The following is a 17,262-nucleotide window of genomic DNA, read 5'->3' as shown; positions in this document are numbered from 1 at the left end:
GGCATGGAGGCGGAGGCGGCACGTGGCAAGGCGGCGGCGGTGGCATGGGAGCCGGCGGCGGCCACGGCCACTAACGGACCACCGCGCGATCACGGCGGGATCACAGCGGGACCGCTCTGCTGAAACGGCCCCCGCACCGTGTGCGCAAGCGCGGCGCCCCGCTTACACGCGCCCGTTCACGGGAATCAGCGCTCCGGTAATCGCCTGCGCGTCCGCGCCCAGCAAAAACGCGATCACCGTGGCGATCTCGCGCGGCTGCACCCAGCGCGTGAAATCGGCGTCCGGCATATCGGCGCGGTTTGGCGGCGTGTCGATGATGCTCGGCAAAATCGCATTCACCGTCACACCCTTGTCCTTCAACTCTTCCGCGAGCGCTTCCGTCAAGCGCGCCACGCCCGCCTTCGACGCCGAATACGCGCCCATGCCGAGCCCCGCCTTGAGTCCCGCGCCCGCGCCGATGTTGACCACACGTCCGGCGCCGCTCTGCACGAGATAAGGCAGCGCAGCCTTCGAGGCATTGAGCGCCGTCTTCACGTTCAGATCGAACATCAAATCCCACGTGCGCGCGTCGCCGTCGCCGATGGTCTCCCACCGGAACGCGCCCGCCACGTTGACGACCGCATCGAGCCCGCCCAGCTTCCCGTGCAACGCGCCGAACGCAGTCTGGGCCGCGTTCGCGTCGACGAGATCGACGCCGCCCATGCACAGCGCGCCCGCGAGCGCGGCGGGCAGCGCCGCCGTTTCGGGGGCCGCGCCGCGGCCGATCAGCGCCACGCGCGCGCCGCGTTCGGCCAGCAATTGCGCGCTCGCCAAGCCCAGGCTGCCGAATCCGCCCGTCACCGCGACCACTTTGCCGTTCAAACCGTTTTCCATGCGCTTATTCCTCTCGTTGCTTCACTAACCTGAATCCGATGCGGCCCGCGCGATCGATTCGGGCGCCGCTGGCGCCACGTTACGCGAGACGCGACCTTCCATCAACCCGCGCTCGGGCGTCCGCGCCGGGCATCCGTGCGTACCGTGGCGAGCGCGCGCTGCTTGCGCAGGTTCTCCGTGGTGTCGCCGCCGCCGTCCTCGCGCCAGCCCGGCGGCAGGAAAACGTAGCGCACGGCGGTCCAGAGATTCTTCGCCATAAAGACGTCGCGTGCGAGCGTCGCCCAGTGCTCCAGTTCGACGACGAACGGATTGCGCGAGCGCACGGGCGTCACGAGCCCGTAGCGGCAAGGCTCATCGGCACGTTCCGGCACATAGGTGCCGAACAGGCGGTCGAAGATGATCAGGACTCCGCCATAGTTTGCATCGAGATAGTCGACGTTCGAGGCATGGTGCACGCGGTGGTTGGACGGCGTGTTGAACACGTACTCGAGCCAGCCGAGCTTCGGGATCCACGTGTTGTGCAGCCAGAACTGATAGAGCAGGTTGAGCGAGAGGATGGCGAGCACGACTTCGGGCCGCACGCCGAGCCACACGAGCGGCGCGAAGAACATGGCCGGGCCGGTGAGCTTGCCGGTCCACCCCAGCCGGTAGGCAGACGAAAGCGTCAACTGGTTCGGCGAATGGTGCACGGCATGCGTGGCCCAGAAGAAGCGGATGCGGTGCGACGCGCGGTGATACCAGTAATAGCAGAACTCCTGACCGATGAAGACCAGCAGCGCGAGCGCAACCGTGTCGATATTCAGCGTGAAGAGGCGATGCTCCCATGCGAAATCGAAGATCGGCGTGGCGAGCGAAAGCGGCAGGAGCGCGAAGAGCTTGCGGCCCGCGAGGTCGGCGAGCGAGAGCCAAACCTCAGACCAATCGAAAGCCGCCTCGCCCGCTGCATCGCGGCGCTTCCTGAAGGTGAGCACGCACGCCTCGATCAACGAGACGGCAACGACGAACAACGTGACATACAACGCGAGTTTTCCTGTGGTGAGCATGATGGATCGTGTGCAATAGGCGCGTCTTGCGCGGTGAAGAAAGACGCGTGTTGCACGCAGGAGTCGCGGCAGCGCGTCGGATGAAGGGCACTGTAGTGGCGCGCAGCGCGAAAAACCACGCGCCAAGTATGTCGGGATATGTCACGCGCCCGGCGCGCGAAACACGCCAATACGCCTGCCGCGCCGCGCGCGCGGGGGGGTCGCGCCAGAGGCCTCGCGGCGTGTAACACGGCGACATGGTTTATGACGCGACTTGCGCAGGGCCCAGCCCTATAGTTCGTTCCGCTGACACGCCGCAGCGTGCCCCCGAAACGAACCGCAAGGACCTCTGATGAAAACGCTCCCCCTCGTCGTCGCCGCGCTCATCGGCTTCGCCAGTGCCCCCGCCTTCGCCGGCTGGTCCGGCCACGGCACGGCGTACACGCCGCACGGCACGTACAACGGCGCGCACTACGGTTCCTGCAGCGGCGGCACCTGCTCGCATGCGGGCGGCGTGGCCGGTCCCTGGGGCGGCGTCGCCACCAACAGCGGCTCCGTCACGCGCACCGCGCCGGGCCAGTTCAGCAACACCGGCACGGCCTACGGCCCGAACGGCCGCTCGGTCCAGCATTCGGGCGATACGAGCTGCGCGGGCGGCACCTGCTCGCACACCGGTTCGCTCAACGGCTCCGATGGCCGCAGCGCGAGCACGTCGGGCAGCGTGACGCGCACGGCGCCGGGCCAGTACTCGTCGACGGGCACGGTCACCACCGGCAGCGGCAACACCTACGGGCACTCGGCGTCCACGGCCTGCGCGGGCAACACGTGCAATCGCTGGGGCACCGTCACCGGCACCCAGGGTGGCAGCGTCTACCACTCGGGCAGCGCTACGGGCGTCGGAACCGGCGTGGTGACCACCGGCGGCGGCACGACCGTTGTCCACGGCGGTACGGTGACCACCGGCGGCACGACGGTCGTGCATGGCACGGTGTCGACCGCCGGCACGGTCACGACCACGGGCACGACGGTCGCCGTCGTCGGCGTCCCGGCCCCTGCGCCGGCACCGGTCGTCGTCACGCCGCCGCCCAGCACCACGGTCTATGTCGCCCCGGCGCCGCCCGCCCCGAAGACGGTTGTCGTCGCGCCGGCACCTGCACCGCAGACGGTGTATGTCGCGCCTGCCGCACCGAAGACCGTCTATGTCGCGCCGGCCGCACCCAAGGTCGTCTACGTAGCGCCGCCGGCGCCCAAGGTCGTCTACGTGGGCCAGCCGCTGCCGCGCGCCGTGTACATCGCGCCGCGCCCCGCCGTGTGGATTCCCGGCCACTGGGTCGGCCGCGTATGGGTGCCCGCCCACTGGGCCTGACCTCGCCGGCGGCTGCGGTTTCGCTTGATCCACAGCCGCCCGCCACTTTCGTTTTATCGACCGGCCGGCAAGCTACGTCGGCCACCTCACGGAGAACACCATGAAGAAGATGATCGCTGCCCTCGTTTTGTGTATCGTTTCAGCAGCGGTTTGCGTGCCGGCATCGGCTCAGGCCTTGCCAGGCGGTTCAGGCGCCACCAGTGCCACCAGCAGCGCCCGCGTCGAACGCATGATGGCGCAACTGCAAGGGCGTTTCGCCGCCGCTAACACGACGCACGACGGCAAGCTCACGCGCGAACAGGCGCAGGCGGGCATGCCGAAGGTCGCGCAGCACTTCGACGAAATCGACACGCAAAAGGCCGGCTTCGTCACCCTCGCGCAGATCGAGGACTTCATGCGAGCGCGCGCAGCAGCCCGATGAACGCCGGAGGCGTCACATGGAGCAGGCAAACAGGATCATCGTGCTCGACGACGAAGCCGAACTGCGCAACATGCTGCAGCGCTTTCTCACGAGCCAGGGTTTCGAGGTGCGCGCCGTCGCCGACGGCAAGCGCCTCGACCGCCTGCTCCAGCGCGAACCCTATGACCTGCTCGTGCTCGATCTCATGATGGAGCCCGAAGACGGCCTCACGGTATGCCGCCGCCTGCGCGCCGAAGGCCAGACGCTGCCGATCCTCATGCTCACCGCGAAGGGCGACGCCGCCGACAAGGTGATCGGCCTCGAAACCGGCGCCGACGACTACCTCGCCAAGCCGTTTCTTCCGGACGAACTGGTCGCGCGCATCCGCGCCCTGCTGCGCCGCCAGAAGATGGCCTCGGGCGAGCCCACGGTCACCTCGCAACTGCTACGCTTCGGCGACTTTCAGTTCGACGTTGGCAAACAAACGCTCTACCGCGACGGCGCGCCCATCGAGGTCCACTCGGCGCAGATGCTGCTGCTCCATGCGCTCGGCTCCTCGCCGAACCGCGCCGTGAGCCGCGAGAATCTGCTCGCCCGCGCACGCGGGCGCGACCATAGCGCGCTCGACCGCAGCGTGGACGTGCAGATCCTGCGGCTGCGCCAGATCGTCGAGGACGATCCCGCCAAGCCGCGCTTCATCAAGACCGTCTGGGGCATCGGCTACATGCTGGTGGCCGGCGTCGAAGCGTAATGCGCTTGCGCCTGCCGCGCTCGCTGCTCTCGCGCAACATCGCGCTGCTGGTGGCGCTCGTCGCGCTCTCGCAGATCTGCTCGCTCGCGGTCCTGCTGCACTACGTGCAGCGCCCGCGCATCGAGCGCGCCTCGATCATCTTCGCCGATTACGTCAAGCTGCTCGATACCACGCTCGCCGCCATGCCGCCCGACGAAGGGCGCGCGGCGGCCGCGCGGTTCGATGCGCGCAGTGCAGCGCCGCCACAAGCGCCTGCCGAAACCCACCCGAGCCTCGTCGACTTTTTCCGCACCTGGCAGCGCGACGTGTTCGTCGAAGCGCTGCAAAGCCATCTGCCGCCCGAGCTGCTGGTGCGCTGGGACGCGAGCCGCGACGAGACCGAACCCGCAGCGGATGGCGAAGCCGCGCAGGAGCGCCTTTGGATCCGCCTTCACGCAGCGGGCGAACCGATCTGGATCGCCCTGCCGGTGACCGCCGACGCGCGCGCGAGCGGCATCACCACGGCGTTGATCCTCTCCGCCGCGCTCGCGCTGCTCGCCGCGTTCACCGGCTACCTGTTGCAGCGCCACATCAACCGGCCGCTGCGCAAACTCGCGCGCGCGGCGCGGCGCGTGAGCGCAGGCGTTGCGCCGCCGCCGCTGCCGACCAATGGCCCGACCGAAATCGCCCAAGTGAGCCGCGCCTTCAACCAGATGACTGAAGCGCTGAAGCAGGCCGAGACCACGCGCGCGCTGATGCTGGCCGGCGTCTCGCATGACATCCGCACGCCGCTCACGAAACTGCGCCTCGCGATCGCCATGGCGCTGCCGCGCGGCAGCAACGACGCGCTCGTGGCCTCGTCCGAGAGCTACCTGGACCAGATCGACACGATCCTTCAGCAGTTCATGGACTACGCCGGCAGCGGCGAGCGCGAAGCACCGCAAGCGGGCGACCTCAACGCGCTCGCAGGCCAGCTCGTCGCCGACTTCGCGGGGCTCGGCCATGAATTCGACTTCGACGAAGGCGAGTTGCCGGTGTTCGCGTTCCGGCCCATCGCCGTTATGCGTCTGCTGATGAATCTCATGCAGAACGCCGTGAACTATGGACGCACAGGTCTGACGATTCGCACCTGGCGCGACGGCGATACCGCCTGCGTGATCGTTGCCGACCGCGGCAACGGCATCCGCGCCGAGGAGCTGGAGCGCCTGAAATCGCCCTTCAGCCGCGGCGCGAACGCCCGTACGCATTCGGGCGGCTCGGGCCTCGGGCTTGCCATCGTCGAGCGGATCGCGCGGCTGCACGGCGGCTCGCTCACCTTCCGCGACCGCGAGGGCGGCGGCCTCGAAGCCGTCGTGCGCCTGCCGCTGACCCGTCCCTCATCGAGTCAGAACGGCGCGCCGCCGGCCGCGCGCGCATGACATGACTCGACATAATTCGCGCGTGGATTTCGCGCGCCCTTCCCCCCATACTTGCGCCTGAGCCTGAGCAACGGAGCGGAACAAACCGGAGCCCAGACGCCGAAGCACCATAGTCGATAGTTCGCCATCCTGAATAAATTGCGAGTATCGGCAGACACGAGACACTCTTTCAGGCAAAAGGACATCGACATGCAAACGATCATCAACTTCCTCGTCAACAAGGCCAAGCGCATCGCGGGCACCACGTTCCTCGCCGGCGCGCTGTTCGCGAGCGGCTGCGCGTCGGCAGCGCCGGTCGTGCAGACGAGCGGGCCGCTCCCGCAACTGCACGCCGACGTCGTCTACGTCTACATGTTCGACGCCGCCGCCGACCAGGTGAAGCTCGACAGCACCGGCATGCTGCACAAGCTCAAGACGATGACGAGCGGCGAGTCGTCGGCGCAGCAGCAACAGCAGGCCGCGCTGCAAACGCGTGAGCATCTCGCCGATCAGCTCGTGAGCGAACTTCAGAAAATGGGCCTGCCCGCCGTGCGCATGGACGGTCCCGCGCCGGCCGGCCGCAACGCGCTGATCGTGGAAGGCCGCATCGACACGATGGACGCAGGCAGCAGCCGCCGCCGCATGCTGATCGGCCTGGGCGCGGGCAAGAGCGAAGTGGGCGCAACAATCGCGGTGCTGTTCCAGCCCGCCAACGGCGGCGAACCGCAACCGCTCCTGAGCTTCGAAACGAAGGCGGATAGCGGCCATATGCCTGGCATGGCCGAGACGGCGGGCGTGGGCGCGGCGGCTGGCCATGTGGCGACGGCGGCGGTGGTGGGCGGCGGTCTGCACGGCGCCTCAGAGGCGAAGCGCGACACGCTCTCGTCGGATGCCGGCAAGCTGGCCCGCTCGATCGCGAAAGAAGTCACGCAGATCAGCACGCAGAACGGCTGGATGACAACGACGAAGAGCTGATACGGGGGAAGCGCGCAGCGCAGCGCGAGGGTTCGTGCCCTTTGCGGCGACGGTTCGATACCGCCGCCGTCTTTTTGTTTACTGGGCCTGCGGCTCGCGCTGCGCCTGCGGTTCACGATAGCGTGCGAACTTTGATGTGTGGCCGATCCCCGGATTGAAGCAGTTGCACGGATCGAGCGTTTCGTAAAACGACTTCAGCGCAGGCTTCGCATCGTAGAGGTGGCCAACATTGTGCTCAGCGGGATATTCGGCGCCGCGCGCGTCGAGCAGCTTCCACATCTCGTGTTCCAGCGCGAGGCAATCATTGCCCTTGCGTACGATGTAGTCCTGATGAAACACATGGCAAAAGAAGTGCCCGTAATAGAGCTTGATCGCGATGGGCTTTTCCACCGCTTCGGGCAGTTGCTCGAACCAGTCGCGATCGTTGCGGCGCAGTGCGATATCGAGCGCGACGATATCCTCCACTTCGTCGCCATGCACCGCACGATAGCGCACCGCCGCGCCCGCCGCCGCGAAACGATGAAGAAACGCCTTGCTGCCCTCTTCGTCGGTGCATTCGAAAAAGTCGCCGCCCGCCACGCCGAAAAACGTGTTCAGGTAAGCACGCGTTTCGTCCACCATGTCGGCCGATACCTTCAGCATCAGATGATGTTCGTAGCGCTGCCGGTAGTCCTTGAGCCGCGCGGGCAGATGGGCCGGAAAGCACCGGCTCACGGCCTGCGCCACGCGGTCGGTGAAATGCGCGGGAAAGAACGGCAGCCGCTCGAACAACGCGTCACAGCGGCTCTTGAAGGCGAACAGCGCGGGCAGGCGCCGCGTGCCGAGATGCTGGATCAAGAGGAACATGTCCTTGCCGTAGCGCTTGGCAATATCGAAGGCGTCCCGATGCAGGTATTCGCCCGCGATCGGCAGCTTCGAGAACTTGCCGAGTATGTCGCGGCGCAGGTCGGTCAGTTCAGCCGTCTCGTTCGTGCCGATGTAGAACACCTTCGCGCCCCGCTCGATAGGAAACGTGTCGAGCCGCACCGCAAACACCATGACCTTGCCCGCCGAACCTGCCGCTTCGTGCAAACGAAGCGGATCGGCGTTGTAGCGCGCAGGCGTGTCCGCTTCGATGTCGCGCACGTGGTCCGCGTAACCCTGATCGGAAGCCGCGCCCGTGTCGTGGAGGATATCGGCTTCGGGCAGTTCGCCGCGATCGAGGCGGCCAAGCACCGCTTCGGGCGTCTCGCCAAGCCGGATGCCGAGATGATTCACGAGCGCAAGGCGCCCCGCCGTATCGACCTGCGCGAACACGCTCATTTCCGTATAGGCGGGGCCGCGCCGCACGAGCGAGCCGCCCGAGTTATTGCACACGCCGCCCACGACCGAAGCGCCCAGGCACGAGGAGCCAATGACCGAATGCGGCTCGCGCCCGAGCGGCTTGAGTGTCTGCTCCAGCTGATCGAGCGTCGAGCCCGGCAGGCAGACCACCTGCTTGCCGCCGTCGATCACATAGACCTTGCGCATGCGCGTCATGCTCACGATCACGACCTCGCGGTCGTAGTCGTCGCCGTCGGGCGTGGAACCGCCCGTGAGGCCCGTGTTCGAAGCCTGCGAGATGACGATCGCGTTCGCGGCCACGCAAGCCTGCAGTACCCGCCACTGCTCGACGAGCGTGCCGGGCCGCACGACCGCCGCCACCTTCCCCTCGCCGAAGCGGAAACCCTTGCGGTAGCGCCGCGTGGCTTCGTCGCCGGTCAGCACGTGCTGGCGGCCGACGACGGCGCGCAACGACGCGACAAGCGGCTCGCGGGCGGCGCTCGGGTTCGTGGTGGACATGCGAACGACTCCTGCAGAAAACGATGATCGCGGAAGGATAGAACCCGCGATCTATTACGTCCAATATCGCGACCACGCACAATCAAGACGAGAAAGATATGGATCGACCTTTGGAACCGGAGAGTCAGCCCTGCGGCGCTTGCCGCGACGCATCGCGCACGATGCGCACGAAGTTCTGCAGCGTGGGCGCCCTTTCGCGCGGACGGTGCACGAGCGCGATGGTCGTGTGCAGCGTGCCGCCCTTGAGATCGTGGTACGTCACGCCCTTGGCCTGGCCGAGATCGAGGTTGCGGCGGCGCGCGAGGCGATGGCGCGGCGGCAGCACGGCGAGGACGTCCTCTTGCACGAGCGCCTGCGTGGCGAGGCCGCGGCAATCGAGCGGCAGGCGCACGAACGCGGCGTCCACCTTCGCTTCGCTCACGCGTTCCAGCAGCACCGAGCTGTTGCTCTCCTCACACCCGATCATGACACCGGGATATGCGCTGCGAAAGCGCTGCAGCACGGTCGCAACGAGCGGATGAAACACCGTGGAACCCGCGAAACCGAGCACGAGCCTCCCGCTCTTACCACGCCCCGCGTTTTGCGTCTCCGCGAGCGCCAGATCCGCGTCGTCGATGAGGCGTTGTGCGCGCTCGCGAAAGAGCCGCCCGGCCTCGGTCAGCTCCACGCGCCGCGAGTGGCGGATGAAGAGACGCGTGCCGATTTCCTTTTCGAGCTTGAGGATCTGCTGGCTGAGCGGCGGCTGCGCAATGCCGAGAAAGGCTGCCGCCTCGCTGAAATGCAGATACTCCGCGACGGCGAGAAAGTAGCGTAGTTGCCGGAATTCCATATCTTTTTCGTCTTGATGCAACCGGTGGATTGTGAACCCGCAACGCGCGCGCGTCCAACCCCCACGCCAGGACGCGTGCGCAACCGGTATGCATCGTGACGGCGCAGGCCGGACAATCAGCCGAGACCCATGCGCGTCTCGTCGACGAACTTCTCCGTGGCGTCGTCGATCTTGCGGCCCTTGCGGCCGGAGGGACCATGAATGTAGACGGTTTTCATATCGACCTGCGGCGCGCCACTCGTGCCGGGTGGCGGCGTCATCTCGTAGTGGACTTCACGCGCGTGATCGGCCATCTGCAGGCGCGGATCGAACACCGAGTTGAAGCGCCACAGCATGCGCACGAAATTGGTCTGGCCGTGCAACAGCAGGTGCGTGGCCTGCCCCGCCGCGCCGCGCAGCGCGGTCCAGCCCATGTGCTTGCGATTGAGAACCTGCTGCGTGCGTACGAGTTCCGCGTAGAACTCGGGCAACGGAAGCTTCGTCGGCACGACGGCGTGCTGGATGTCATAGAGACGATAGTCGAGACTGGTGAGGCGCCGCGCCTCGCGCTGCCAGTTCTCCGTGCCCGGGTACGGCGTATTCACGCTGATATTGACGATCTCGGGAATCTCCAGGCACCACTGGCGGATCGTCTCGAAGCGTTCGCGGTCCCAGTCCGGATCGGCAATCAGATTGATCGCAACCGTAATCCCCAACGAACGCGCGAACTCGAGCGCCTCGAAATTCCGGTCGAGACTGATCCGTTTGCGAAACGCCTTGAGCCCCTCCTCGTCGATCGCCTCCAGACCGAGGAACATGTACTTCAGGCCAATGGACTTCCACAGGCGGAACACGTCCTTGTTGCGCAGAAGCACGTCGCCACGCGTTTCCAGGTAGTAGTGCTTGTCGATGCCGCGTCGCTTGATCGCCTCGCCGATCGCCATGCCGTGTTCGGCGTGCACGAATGCCACATCGTCGACGATGAACACGCCCGGTTCGCGCAGCGCCGCCAGTTCGTCCACGACGACTTCGGGACTGCGCGTGCGGTAGCTGCGTCCATAGAACGTCCATGCGCTGCAGAACGTGCAGTCCCACGGGCAGCCGCGCGCGAATTCGATGGAGGCGCAAGGATCGAGCGTGCCGATGAAATACTTGCGGCGATGGCGCAGCAGGTCGCGCGCGGGCCGCACCGGATCGAGATTCTCGACGAAGCGTGGCGGCGGCCCCGATCCGTGGCTCGTCACGACGCCCGGCACCGCGAGCAGGTCGGCGCCGCGCGACACCGCTTCGAGCAGTTCGTTGACCGAAGCTTCGCCCTCGCCGCGCAGCACGCAATCGATCGCGCCTTCGGCATGGCGCAGCAGATCGTGCGCGGTGAACGACACGCTGTGCCCGCCCACGAACACGAAGCACGAGGGCAGCGCGGCCTTCACCGCCTTCGACAGGTCGATGATCTCGGGAATGTTGGCCAGATAGTTGCCCGAGAAGCAGAGCGCCTCGGGCTGCCAGTCGCGCACCATGCGCATGAGGTCGCGGTGTGTCTCGACCTGCAGATCGAGCAGGCGCACCTCATGGCCCGCCTCGCGCGCCGTGCCGGCCACGGATTCGAGACCCAGCGGCTCGAGCCGCAGGAACACGCGCGTGTACATCAGTCCGCTCGGGTGGACAGCAAGCAATTTCATGAAGCCTCCTTGCGAAGGGCCGCTGCTTCGCGAGAGTCTACGCGCGTTGGCGGATCGCTGCCCCGCGGCGTGTCTCGCGCAGGAACGACGCTCAGAAACTGCCGAACAGCGATCCGAGCACGATCACCACGCCGAGTGCGATGAGCGCGCCGACGATGCTCACCACCACGAGGTCGCGGTAGCTTTCGCGATGCGTCGAGCCGCACACGGCCAGCAGCGTGACCACGGCGCCGTTGTGCGGCAGGCTGTCGAGCGTGCCGGACGACATCACGGCCACGCGGTGCAGCAACGCGGGATTGATGCCATGCTGGGCGGCGAGTTGCATGTAGGTGCCGCCGAGCGCGTCGAGCGCGATGGTCAACCCGCCCGACGCCGAGCCCGTCAGCCCAGCGAGCAGGTTCGTAGCGACGGCGAGCGAGACGAGCGGGCCGCCGCCGATGCCGAGCACCCAGTCGCGCACGGCCTCGAACGCGGGCAATGCGGCGATCACGGCGCCGTAGCCCACGAGGCTGCCCACGCTCAGCACCGGCAACACCGACGCATTGGCGCCCGCATCGACGCTTTCGCGCAGCGCGGCGAGCCGCCCGCGATTGAGCGCCACCAGCACGATAATGCCGAGCGCGAGCGCAACCGAGACACCCCACACGCCCGCCACCGCCGAAAGCGTGGTCGAACCCCAGCGCGGTTCGGCGAGATACGAGGCGTCGATGCGCGGGAACACCACGACGTTCATCACGAAGTTCATCGCCACGACGACCACGAGCGGCGCGAGCGCGGCGAAGGGCGACGGCGGTCCGGCATGGTCCGATGCCGCCGCGCCGTTGCCGATCTCGGCGGGATCGAAGGCTTGCGCGAGGCTCGCGCGCTCGCGCACGAGCGAGGACGTGGCGCGATCTTCGTCATCGGCGCCACCGTTGTCAGGCTCGACGAAGCCCTCGCCGTTGCGCCGCGCCGCCGTCGCCGCGCGCCCGAGCCACCAGAGGCCGAAGCCCGCCATCACGAGGCTCGCGATCACGCCAAGACCCGGCGCCGCGAACGGCGTCGTGCCGAAGAACGGCATGGGAATGGCGTTTTGCAGCGCGGGCGTGCCGGGCAGCGCCGACATCGTGAAAGTCGCCGTGCCGAGCATGATCGCAGCGGGCATCAGGCGGCGCGGAATATCGGCGGAGCGAAACAACGCCTGCGCCATGGGGGCGAGCACGAAGAACGCGACGAACAGGCTCACGCCGCCATAGGTGACGAGCGCGCCGCCCAGCACCACGGCCACGAGCGCGTGGCGCGTGCCGAGTTTGTCGATCATGAGGCGCGCCACGGCATCCACCGAGCCGCTATCTTCCATCAGCTTGCCGAACAGCGAGCCGAGCAGAAAGAGCGGAAAGAACTGGGCGAGAAATCGGCCCGTGCTCGACATGAATGTTTGCGTCCAATGCGCGAGCACCGGCTCGCCGGAAATGAGCGCGGCCAGCATGGCGCACAGCGGCGCGAGCAGCAGCACGCTCCAGCCGCGATACGCGAGCCAGATCAGGAGCGCGAGACTCGCGAGCATGCCTCCGAGGCCGATAACGAGTGTGCCCGCGCTCATTGCAATACCCCTTCGAGCAGCGCTTCGAAATTGAACGTGGACGCCTCGCCGAGTTGCGCACCGTGCTGCGCGAGGAATTCATCGGCGGCGCGGCGGCCTTCGTCGCGCAGCATCGTGATGAACGACCACTCGGCGTTGAGCTTCGACGACGAGCCCAGCGTGACGAGCTTCGCGCTATGCACGCGATGCAGGCGCATATCCGCCCAGCGGCGGCCCTCCTCGCTGCCCGCGTCGGCGACCTTGTGCAGCAGCGCCATCATGCGCAGTTCCTTGATGAGCGGGGAATTGAACGCGATCTCGTTCACGCGGTTGATGATGTCGCGCGCCGAGCGCGGCGTGCCCGCGCGCTCCACGGGATTCACTTGCACGAGGATCGTATCGATCGAATTGGTCTCGCGAATCAGCGGCGTAATGGTGGGATTGCCCGCGTAACCGCCGTCCCAGTAGGCTTCGCCGTCTATCTCGACGGCCTGAAAGAGCGTGGGCAGGCAGGCCGAGGCGAGCAGCGCGTCGGGTGTGAGGTCGGCGTTGCGGAACACGCGCGCCTGGCCGTTGGAGACACGCGTGGCCGTGATGAAGAGCTTGATGCGCGAATGGCGCAACGCCTCGAAGTCGATGGTGTCGGCGAGGATCGTGCCCAATGGGTTCACGCGGCCCGGATTCAGATCGTACGGAGAGACGACACGCGCCATCATGTCGAGCGCGACGAACAAGGGCGAATGGTCGAGCGTCCAGCGCCCGAGCAGGATGTCTACGGGGCCGCGCCGGAACGGGCTGAAGCGCGCGGCGTCGGACACGCGGCGCCAGAAGCGCTCGAGCGCCTCGCGCGCGCCGGCCGCGCCATCGCGCGCGTGGCCGCTCGCGAGCACGGCGGCGTTCATCGCGCCCGCCGACGTGCCCGAAATGCCTTCGATCTGCAGCCATGGCTCTTCGAGCAGGCGGTCCAGCACGCCCCACGTGTATGCGCCATGGGAGCCGCCGCCTTGCAGTGCGAGATCGACGAGCAAGGGCTCGGTGGGGGTCGTGCGGGTTGACGTCTCGGCTTCGGCAGGCATTGCGGCTCCGTTCCAGACAGACCACGGGCGAGATTACAGGAAAAGCGCAAATGGCCGCGCGAGAATGACGCAGCGCGCAATTGTGGTTCAAGCGCGCTGGAATCGCGTTTGAATCACCCTGCGACCGGCACGCCGCGGGCCAGTCGCAGCAGCGCACCAGGGCGTTTGGTAGACTGGACCTCCCGTCACTTTCCCGCCTTGCCGTGTCGAACGTCCATCCGCTGCGGGGGCCGCTTTCGCTCTCGGGCGCGCTTCCCGCGCTACTCGCCGAAATCCGCGCCTGCCACGCCTGCGCCGACGCGCTGCCGCTCGGGCCGCGCCCCGTGCTGCAGGCGAGCGATACGGCAAGCCTGCTGATCGTCGGCCAGGCGCCGGGCGCCAAGGTCCACGCCTCGGGCGTGCCGTGGGACGACGCGAGCGGCAAACGGCTGCGCGCGTGGCTCGGCATCGACAGCGAAACGTTCTACGACGCCGCCCAGGTCGCGCTCGTGCCGATGGGCTTTTGCTACCCCGGCCGCGGCGGCGGCGGAGACAACCCGCCGCGCCCGGAATGTGCCCCGCTGTGGCACGCGCGGCTCGTCGAGCAGTTGCGCGGCGTGCGCCTGACCCTGCTCGTCGGCCAGTATGCCCAGCGCTATTTTCTGGGCAGCGAGCGCCGTGGCTCGCTCACCGAAACGGTGGCGGCCTGGCGCGACTACGCACCCAATTTCGTGCCGCTGCCGCATCCGTCGCCACGCAACCAGGCATGGTTCAAGCGCCACCCGTGGTTCGAACTCGACGTCCTGCCCGCGCTGCAGGAGCGCGTGCAGGCATTGCTGGCACCCGAGGGCCGCCACGCGCAAACCACTAAAAAGGAGCCGACGATGACGAAACCGGCAATCGACATCCAGCGTGTCTACGAACCGTTGCCCGGGCACGGACACCACTGCTTTCTGGTGGACCGGCTGTGGCCGCGCGGCCTGAGCAAGGAAAAGCTCGCGAACGTGGAGTGGCTGAAGGAGGTGGCGCCGAGCACCGAACTGCGCCAATGGTTCCACAAGGACCCGGAGCAGTGGAGCGAATTCAGGAAGCGCTATCTGGCCGAACTGAATGCCAATCCCGACGCCTGGCGGCCGCTCGCCGAAGCGGCCGCGAACGGGCACATCACCCTGCTCTACGGCTCCCACGACACAGAGCGCAATCACGCGATCGTGCTGCGCGACTATCTGGCGAAGCACGCAACGCACAAATGAGGGGACGGCGCTCGGACGCCGCCCGTTTCACGCTCAGAAGAGATACATCCCCGCGACGAATACCACGCCCGAGAACAGCAACGTGGTCACGCAGTAACCCATGATGTCGCGCACACCGAGGCCCGCAATCGCGAGCGCGGGCAGCGCCCAGAACGGCTGCGCCATGTTGGTCCACGCCTCGCCATAAGCGATCGCCATCGCCGACTTGCCGAGGTCCGCGCCGAGCGCCTGCGCCGCCGGCATCACGAACGGCCCCTGCACGACCCAGTGGCCGCCGCCCGAAGGCACCGCGAAGTTGATCACCGCCGAGCTGAGAAAGACGAGCAGCGGAAACGTGTGCACGTTCGCGATATCGACGAACCACTTCGTGATGACGCCCGCCAGACCCGAGTGGTCCATGAGCGCCTGAATGCCCGCGTAGAACGGGAACTGGATCATGATGCCCGAGGCGCCCCTCGCGGCACCGGCCACGGCGCGCGCGTAGGCCATCGGCGTCTTGTGCAGCACGAGGCCTGCGGCGAGGAACACGAGGTTCACAGTGTCGATGTCGAGCGCGAAGCCCTTGGTGTGAAACCGGAAGCCGAGGAACACGAAGCACAGCGCCGCCACCAGCAGCGAGAGCGCGCGGCTTTCCTCGATGCGCTCGGCGAAGGTCGCGTCGGGCCCGAGCTTGCGCTCGACGCTCGGCGGATCTTCGAGCAGCGCGGGGTCGACCGAGACGACATCTTCGGGCTTCGGCATCATGAGACGCACGAGTATCGGCAGCAGCACGATCAGTCCGAGCGTGATGAACGCGTTATAGCCCGTGAAGATGGTCTGCGAGACCGGGATCAGGCCGACGGCCTTTTCCATGGGGTTGCCCTTCGTGGCCGCGACGAGCGGCACCGAGCCGGAAAGGCCGCCGTGCCACGTGAGAAAGCCCATGTACGCGGCGGCGACGAGCAGCCGGTAGTCCGCGCCGCGCACGCGCCGCGCCACTTCGCGCGAGAACATCGCGCCGAGCACGAGACCGAAGCCCCAGTTGATCGCGCAGGCAATCGCACCCACGAATGCCACCAGCATCACGCCCTGGCCCGGCGTACGCGCGCAACTCGCCAGCGCGACCAGCATGCGCTTGACCGGGCCGGAGCTGGCGAGCGCGTGGCCGGTCACGAGAATCAGGACCATCTGCATCGCGAACGCGAGCAGGTTCCAGAAGCCCGAACCCCACATCAAGACGAGCGCTTCGGGCGGCTGCGGCGTGAGCGCGAACGCCAGCACGAAGGTCACGACGGTGAGGAGAATGGCGAAGATGAGCGGGTCCGGCAGGATCCGATGCACTACGCCGGTAAAGAAATGGGAAATACGCTGAATCACGGTGGTCTGCTCCTCGTCTGCTGATACGGAATCGGCCGGCTGTTTTCTTCTTTGCGAACCGAGGCCGCGATTTTTGCACAGCGCGGCATAATGCGTGCGCCGCGCCGGCAATTTGCCAAATGCGCGCCGAACGCGAGCTGAACGCCGCGCCTGACCGGTGATTGTGCGCCCGCACGAAATAAGCCGTTACATGCCTGGACGCGCCCTAAAAGGCTTATCTGCTACCGTTATGGTTGCTATCTCAATGAATGTCCGGGTGGCGCCACCCAGGGGGAGGCAGCAATGCGCAAGCAGTTACTCGGTCTCGTGCTCGCCGCGCTAGCCGGCATATTCGTGGCTTCGCCGCCCGCGCACGCCCAGTCGCAGGCATTCACGAATCAGACCGTCAACATCTACGCAGGACCCGCGGCCGACTTTCCTATCGTCGCCCAGATTCCGGGTGGCGTGGCAGTGACGGTATGGGGCTGCGTCGCCGGCTTCAGCTGGTGCGACATCGGCTTTCCGGGCCTGCGCGGCTGGGTCTACGGCACCTTCATCAGCTATCCGTGGCAAGGACAGCGCGTGCCGGTGATGGGCTATGGCCCGCGCATCGGTCTGCCGATCGTGACATTCTCGCTCGGCGCGTACTGGGGCCTGCACTATCGCGACCGGCCGTGGTACTCCAATCAATCGCGCTGGGCGCGCCATCCAGGGCCGCGGCCCATGCCGCCGCCGCCCGTGCGGCCGCGGCCGCCCGTCGGTCGTCCGCCCAGCGGCGCACGGCCGCCTAACCAGGGCGGCGGGAATCGCCCACCCAACAACAACGCCGGACAGGGAAACCGGCCACCGGGCGCGGGCTCTGGCAACAACAACGCGCGGCCGCCCGGACAAGGCAACGCCCGTCCGCCTGGCCAAGGCGGTGGCCGGCCGCAGGGGCAAGGCGGTGGGCGGCCGTCCGGCGGCGGGAGTAATCGACCGCAGGGT

General features: G+C 67.2%; 15 protein-coding genes and 1 pseudogene. 8 read left to right on the top strand and 8 right to left on the bottom strand.

Going from position 1 to position 17,262, the window contains the following annotated elements; all coding sequences use genetic code 11:
- Positions 1 to 162: 162 nt before the first annotated feature.
- Together M3I56_RS38810 and M3I56_RS38805 are read right to left on the bottom strand one after the other, a co-directional pair.
- Positions 163 to 873: an SDR family NAD(P)-dependent oxidoreductase gene (locus M3I56_RS38810; protein ID WP_254358430.1), complete on the bottom strand. Its 711-nt coding sequence runs from the start codon at positions 871 to 873 to the stop codon at positions 163 to 165.
- A 101-nt stretch (positions 874 to 974) separates the two neighbouring features.
- Positions 975 to 1,916 (bottom strand): sterol desaturase family protein, encoded by a 942-nt coding sequence (locus tag M3I56_RS38805; RefSeq protein ID WP_254358429.1) that lies wholly within the window; start codon positions 1,914 to 1,916, stop codon positions 975 to 977.
- Between the two features lie 331 nt (positions 1,917 to 2,247).
- On the opposite strand from M3I56_RS38805, the gene M3I56_RS38800 reads away from it, so the two are divergent.
- From M3I56_RS38800 to M3I56_RS38780, 5 genes are all read left to right on the top strand, one after another.
- The gene (locus tag M3I56_RS38800) at positions 2,248 to 3,261 is read left to right on the top strand and encodes a hypothetical protein (RefSeq protein ID WP_254358428.1); all 1,014 of its coding nucleotides are present in this window, start codon (positions 2,248 to 2,250) and stop codon (positions 3,259 to 3,261) included.
- Positions 3,262 to 3,361: 100 nt separating this feature from the next.
- Positions 3,362 to 3,682, top strand: a complete 321-nt coding sequence (locus M3I56_RS38795; RefSeq protein WP_254358427.1) for an EF-hand domain-containing protein — start codon at positions 3,362 to 3,364, stop codon at positions 3,680 to 3,682.
- Between the two features lie 16 nt (positions 3,683 to 3,698).
- Positions 3,699 to 4,412 (top strand): response regulator, encoded by a 714-nt coding sequence (locus M3I56_RS38790; protein ID WP_028203599.1) that lies wholly within the window; start codon positions 3,699 to 3,701, stop codon positions 4,410 to 4,412.
- Complete coding sequence (locus tag M3I56_RS38785) at positions 4,412 to 5,809, top strand: ATP-binding protein (RefSeq protein WP_254358426.1); 1,398 nt, start codon at positions 4,412 to 4,414, stop codon at positions 5,807 to 5,809. Before M3I56_RS38790 ends, M3I56_RS38785 begins: the two co-directional genes overlap by 1 nt.
- A 189-nt stretch (positions 5,810 to 5,998) precedes the next feature.
- Positions 5,999 to 6,763 carry a DUF4410 domain-containing protein gene (locus tag M3I56_RS38780; RefSeq protein WP_254358425.1) on the top strand — a complete coding sequence of 255 codons (765 nt, stop codon included), beginning with the start codon at positions 5,999 to 6,001 and terminating at the stop codon, positions 6,761 to 6,763.
- A 78-nt stretch (positions 6,764 to 6,841) separates the two neighbouring features.
- Here the strand turns inward: M3I56_RS38780 and dld are convergent, their stop codons facing one another.
- From dld to M3I56_RS38755, 5 genes are all read right to left on the bottom strand, one after another.
- Positions 6,842 to 8,584, bottom strand: a complete 1,743-nt coding sequence (dld, locus tag M3I56_RS38775; protein ID WP_254358424.1) for a D-lactate dehydrogenase — start codon at positions 8,582 to 8,584, stop codon at positions 6,842 to 6,844.
- A gap of 124 nt (positions 8,585 to 8,708) precedes the next feature.
- A complete protein-coding gene (locus tag M3I56_RS38770; RefSeq protein ID WP_254358423.1) occupies positions 8,709 to 9,413 on the bottom strand; it encodes a LysR family transcriptional regulator in 705 nt (234 codons plus the stop codon).
- Between the two features lie 116 nt (positions 9,414 to 9,529).
- Entirely contained in the window at positions 9,530 to 11,074 is a 1,545-nt protein-coding gene (hpnR, locus tag M3I56_RS38765; RefSeq protein ID WP_254358422.1) for a hopanoid C-3 methylase HpnR, read from the bottom strand.
- Positions 11,075 to 11,165: 91 nt separating this feature from the next.
- Complete coding sequence (locus tag M3I56_RS38760) at positions 11,166 to 12,656, bottom strand: GntP family permease (RefSeq protein ID WP_254358421.1); 1,491 nt, start codon at positions 12,654 to 12,656, stop codon at positions 11,166 to 11,168.
- Positions 12,653 to 13,711, bottom strand: coding sequence for a patatin-like phospholipase family protein (locus tag M3I56_RS38755; RefSeq protein WP_254358420.1), 1,059 nt, complete (start codon positions 13,709 to 13,711; stop codon positions 12,653 to 12,655). The genes M3I56_RS38760 and M3I56_RS38755 overlap by 4 nt, the downstream gene beginning before the upstream one ends.
- Before the next feature lie 221 nt (positions 13,712 to 13,932).
- Here M3I56_RS38755 and M3I56_RS38750 point away from each other — a divergent pair.
- Together M3I56_RS38750 and M3I56_RS38745 are read left to right on the top strand one after the other, a co-directional pair.
- Positions 13,933 to 14,532 (top strand): annotated as a pseudogene (locus tag M3I56_RS38750) (uracil-DNA glycosylase family protein); the annotation flags it as partial.
- Between the two features lie 42 nt (positions 14,533 to 14,574).
- The gene (locus tag M3I56_RS38745) at positions 14,575 to 14,943 is read left to right on the top strand and encodes a DUF488 domain-containing protein (RefSeq protein ID WP_254358431.1); all 369 of its coding nucleotides are present in this window, start codon (positions 14,575 to 14,577) and stop codon (positions 14,941 to 14,943) included.
- 33 nt (positions 14,944 to 14,976) lie between these two features.
- Here the strand turns inward: M3I56_RS38745 and M3I56_RS38740 are convergent, their stop codons facing one another.
- Entirely contained in the window at positions 14,977 to 16,299 is a 1,323-nt protein-coding gene (locus tag M3I56_RS38740) for a TIGR00366 family protein (RefSeq protein WP_028203591.1), read from the bottom strand.
- Between the two features lie 282 nt (positions 16,300 to 16,581).
- On the opposite strand from M3I56_RS38740, the gene M3I56_RS38735 reads away from it, so the two are divergent.
- Positions 16,582 to 17,262, top strand: a 681-nt coding sequence (locus M3I56_RS38735; protein WP_254358432.1) for an SH3 domain-containing protein, incomplete at its 3' end; no start/stop codon positions are given.

The organism is Paraburkholderia sp. CNPSo 3281 (genome assembly GCF_024206515.1).
Taxonomy (GTDB): Bacteria; Pseudomonadota; Gammaproteobacteria; order Burkholderiales; family Burkholderiaceae; genus Paraburkholderia; species Paraburkholderia nodosa.
This window is presented reverse-complemented; position numbering and strand designations above follow the sequence as displayed.

What these genes read in the sequence shown, in the direction of transcription:
- M3I56_RS38810 (WP_254358430.1), bottom strand. Translation starts at nt 873, where the DNA reads ATGGAAAACGGTTTGAACGGCAAAGTGGTCGCGGTGACGGGCGGATTC.
- M3I56_RS38805 (WP_254358429.1), bottom strand. Translation starts at nt 1,916, where the DNA reads ATGCTCACCACAGGAAAACTCGCGTTGTATGTCACGTTGTTCGTCGTT.
- M3I56_RS38800 (WP_254358428.1), top strand. Translation starts at nt 2,248, where the DNA reads ATGAAAACGCTCCCCCTCGTCGTCGCCGCGCTCATCGGCTTCGCCAGT.
- M3I56_RS38795 (WP_254358427.1), top strand. Translation starts at nt 3,362, where the DNA reads ATGAAGAAGATGATCGCTGCCCTCGTTTTGTGTATCGTTTCAGCAGCG.
- M3I56_RS38790 (WP_028203599.1), top strand. Translation starts at nt 3,699, where the DNA reads ATGGAGCAGGCAAACAGGATCATCGTGCTCGACGACGAAGCCGAACTG.
- M3I56_RS38785 (WP_254358426.1), top strand. Translation starts at nt 4,412, where the DNA reads ATGCGCTTGCGCCTGCCGCGCTCGCTGCTCTCGCGCAACATCGCGCTG.
- M3I56_RS38780 (WP_254358425.1), top strand. Translation starts at nt 5,999, where the DNA reads ATGCAAACGATCATCAACTTCCTCGTCAACAAGGCCAAGCGCATCGCG.
- dld (WP_254358424.1), bottom strand. Translation starts at nt 8,584, where the DNA reads ATGTCCACCACGAACCCGAGCGCCGCCCGCGAGCCGCTTGTCGCGTCG.
- M3I56_RS38770 (WP_254358423.1), bottom strand. Translation starts at nt 9,413, where the DNA reads ATGGAATTCCGGCAACTACGCTACTTTCTCGCCGTCGCGGAGTATCTG.
- hpnR (WP_254358422.1), bottom strand. Translation starts at nt 11,074, where the DNA reads ATGAAATTGCTTGCTGTCCACCCGAGCGGACTGATGTACACGCGCGTG.
- M3I56_RS38760 (WP_254358421.1), bottom strand. Translation starts at nt 12,656, where the DNA reads ATGAGCGCGGGCACACTCGTTATCGGCCTCGGAGGCATGCTCGCGAGT.
- M3I56_RS38755 (WP_254358420.1), bottom strand. Translation starts at nt 13,711, where the DNA reads ATGCCTGCCGAAGCCGAGACGTCAACCCGCACGACCCCCACCGAGCCC.
- M3I56_RS38745 (WP_254358431.1), top strand. Translation starts at nt 14,575, where the DNA reads ATGACGAAACCGGCAATCGACATCCAGCGTGTCTACGAACCGTTGCCC.